General features: G+C 40.0%; 3 protein-coding genes. All 3 read right to left on the reverse strand.

Annotated elements, in window-relative coordinates:
- Nucleotides 1-110: 110 nt before the first annotated feature.
- The 3 genes from Q0688_RS08650 to Q0688_RS08660 all read right to left on the reverse strand — a co-directional run bounded on the left by Q0688_RS08650 (nucleotide 111) and on the right by Q0688_RS08660 (nucleotide 2,923).
- Entirely contained in the window at nucleotides 111-1,031 is a 921-nt protein-coding gene (locus tag Q0688_RS08650) for a nucleotidyl transferase AbiEii/AbiGii toxin family protein (protein ID WP_299074955.1), read from the reverse strand.
- Nucleotides 1,021-1,557, reverse strand: a complete 537-nt coding sequence (locus tag Q0688_RS08655; RefSeq protein WP_007105006.1) for a DUF6088 family protein — start codon at nucleotides 1,555-1,557, stop codon at nucleotides 1,021-1,023. Before Q0688_RS08655 ends, Q0688_RS08650 begins: the two co-directional genes overlap by 11 nt.
- Before the next feature lie 427 nt (nucleotides 1,558-1,984).
- The gene (locus Q0688_RS08660; protein WP_029627976.1) at nucleotides 1,985-2,923 is read right to left on the reverse strand and encodes an Abi family protein; all 939 of its coding nucleotides are present in this window, start codon (nucleotides 2,921-2,923) and stop codon (nucleotides 1,985-1,987) included.
- Nucleotides 2,924-3,262 lie beyond the last annotated feature (339 nt).

The raw sequence follows: 3,262 nt of genomic DNA on the forward strand, positions 1-3,262 counted from the left end.
GGCACAACAGTTCCAGCAATCAGCGCCGTTTTACTGGGCACCTGATAAACTGAATAGAGACCTTTAAAAGGTTTGGGTCTACAAAGTCACTGCTTTTTAGACCCAATTTTTTACATTCTAAATTCATTATTAGTAACGTTGCCTAGTAATTCGTTACTCACAGTTTTAAATAGTTTCGCCAAAGTATTTTGCAGGTAAACTTGAAACTTATCCTGAGCTAGGGTTCTATCAAATACATCTGTTGGTAAGAAACGTTTCATTTCTGCAATGAACGCTTCACTAGATACAATATCAGGAAGTCGGTCGACAAAGTTATCCAACATTTTGTTGAAGTGCTCAAGTTTATAATCTGACACCTTGTTTTTAACTAAGTCCATATTGAGTGTCGCGCCTTGTTGCTGTAACCAAGCTAAATCCCATATATCTCGGTGGCGGACATACCTTGTAGTGGCAGGCAAGGAAATGATTTTATCCGCCATGACTTCATCCAAGCTTTCTGTCAAAATTAGCGTATCACTGTATCCATCAGGCAAAAAATCATAGTTTATTTGAAGAGGTTGGGGCTCTCTTGTATAGGCTGGAATGTTTGCCACTTCTACTTTGATTTTTTGTTTTGGCAGATCTTTTCTCTCAGGAGAAGTCACTACAGCTATTTGCCACTTATCAATGCTCAATTCAGAATATTTAGGATCTTGCTTTAGATCCTTTGGTTCTTTTACTGTCACTTCAAGCCCGTATCGTTCGCCAATGTACTTTTCTATACAATGTTTCATGTCTGCCAGCATCGCTGAGCTGAAATCCTTCCCGCCAGCAAAATCCAGATCTTCGCTGAAACGATTGCCGCCATAACAAAGGCGCAATGAAGTGCCACCTTGAAAAGTTAGTTTGTCTAGAAGTCCACCTTTCTCTAGCGCAAATAAAATATCGTAGTGTAAGAGCTCTTTCTCTATCACTGAGCGCATATGAGATACATTTTCAACCTGCATTGCTTTATTTACCAATTGCGCGAAATTTTCTTGATCAATTTTCATATAGCCCATCCTTGCTTACTAAATGTGTATTTCGGCCAACTCGTTTTAAGTCTCTGTATGCAGTTTGTTTCGTTGCTAACCTAAGCGGTCTGCCGACTAAACTGGTATTTTCTAAAATATCCATTGGATCTCGTTTCGTATGCGTAAATTCAATTGTACCCAAAGGTGTTTTGAATTCACCGGAACGTCCCGTTGTCATAACAGTTAAGCGATCTACTGGAATTTGCGAAATAACTCCAAAATCAGAAAGTGCAGACTCTAGGCTAATGTAGTTATATTCTCCACGCCGAATGGTTTTAGCAATTTGCTCCAACGTATCGCTGCCTTTCGACTGCGCTAAATTGTATAAGTACACACCATTAATGATTCGGGTGAGTAAGCCATCGTCTTGCAAACGTTTAATTCCTGCACGCAATGCTCGTTCATTATCTTGATGAAAGATTTTGGCCAGATCTGAATTAGTAAAAACACAGCGACCACGCTTGTCATATTCTAAGAGCTTTTTAATTGCCTCAGCCTTTTTCACTATACGCCTCTAGTTATCAAGGATGACACTTAAACATGTTATAAGTGTAGACTTATTTTTTCAGGGTTCAAGTTTACAATAATGACATAAAAAAGCGTCAAATTTGTTGACTTGGTTTCTAAGGGTGGGGGATTAAAAGGACTTGGTTAGTTTAAAGTGTGATAAATTTTAACACCCAGGGTGTGAAAAAACGGGCTCAGCTAAACCGGTTGGCTAGCAACGGCGCTTCTGCCATCGCTTGTAGGCGATAAAAGTGTTATGTCTGCAACCTTACCTGTTGTTGCCAGCACTCAAGAAGTTATTGGTACAAATGTTCCAGCAATCAGCGCCGTTTTACTGGGCACCTGATAAACTCAAAAGAGGCCTTTAAAAGGTTTGGGTCTACAAAGTCACTGCTTTGTGGACCTTATTTTTTATCAGGATTGGCTTATTTGATCAGTCTTGGTGGGTAAATCTGTTTAACTTCAAGCACAATGCTCCTCCCTTTATGTACGCCTTTAGGTGATGTTGTTAGTTCATAAAGCCCAGAGACGGAACCATTTTCTTTATGACGTTTTGAAAGTTCATGTTTCAACTTGTTGACTTTTAGTTTGGTTGGATTTGTTCCCTGAAAATGGCTCAATGCCTCAAGAGAACATAGTTGTCTTATGTGATCTATGATGCCCATACCAACAATAAAATCATACCGTTCAAAGCTCATCCACATTAAACTCTCTGCAATCAGATCAACGTATTCGTTTAAGCGGATGATGCTTTCTTCCGGGGTCGTAGGACCTAAGCGAATAATATTTCCACCACCGTCAACAGTATCACGTATTTTCCAGATGGGTTCATAGTGGCCAACCCTGTTTCTAAAGTCCTTTATAAATTTAAATCGATGATGTAATGCGGTCCTTGTTGCGTTCGTGCTTTTTGCATTTGGGAACACTTTTGGAATCAACGTTGGCCAAAGTTTGGTATTTTTCACTGGGTCATCGTAGTTCTGCGTAAGTAAATTAACCCAAAAGCCAAAGCTCAAAGATGCTACAACGGTATCTGAAGATGGTCTGGGAGTAATTGGTGTTTTACGATCTTTTTTCAGGTATTGCTTATCAGCCTCTTTTTTCGCAGAGGGGAATTTCTTCATTAAAAACCATTCTTTGTTACCACTGAAATGGCCGGATGCAGCTGAATGAATTGAATTTCGTAAAGTAATTTCAGTCGCCTGAAGCAGGGGGTAAAATGCTGTTGATAAGGACTTATTCCAAAGATACGTTCCAAGAGCTTCAGCATCATTTTGACAGCTGAAGTATGTGCGGTAGGTGTCCAATCGGGACTTCGAAAGCGTTACCTCTAGTGCGTTGATGAACGCTTGATCTACTTGCAAATCTTTATCTCCAATCCTATACTGTGTCTGTAAGTCCTAGATACACCCCCTCCGAGCATCGGCTCGTGATATGGCTCTAGGGCAGAATCTGACTAGAAATTGCTTTTAAATCATAGGTTTTTTGGCGAAATCTAGAAGAATTTGAAGAGGCTGCTGAAAGGCGGCCTTTTTCATTTCTGCTCGTTATAAGCTGTACACTGTTTATTCCTCCTAATTCTAACAGTTATTTCCAAATAGTTAAGCACCCTAGCAAGGCATCCAATTCTTCAATCTATCTAACCGAGTCCACATAGGACAACTGCATAGACTGGAGCCTCGATTTACATTAACGAGGACTCC

It is taken from the genome of uncultured Paraglaciecola sp., from assembly GCF_937123705.1.
In the GTDB taxonomy this organism is placed as follows: domain Bacteria; phylum Pseudomonadota; class Gammaproteobacteria; order Enterobacterales; family Alteromonadaceae; genus Paraglaciecola.

Excerpts from the sequence above, each read along its gene's own strand:
- Q0688_RS08650 (WP_299074955.1), bottom strand. The coding sequence starts at position 1,031 with ATGAAAATTGATCAAGAAAATTTCGCGCAATTGGTAAATAAAGCAATG.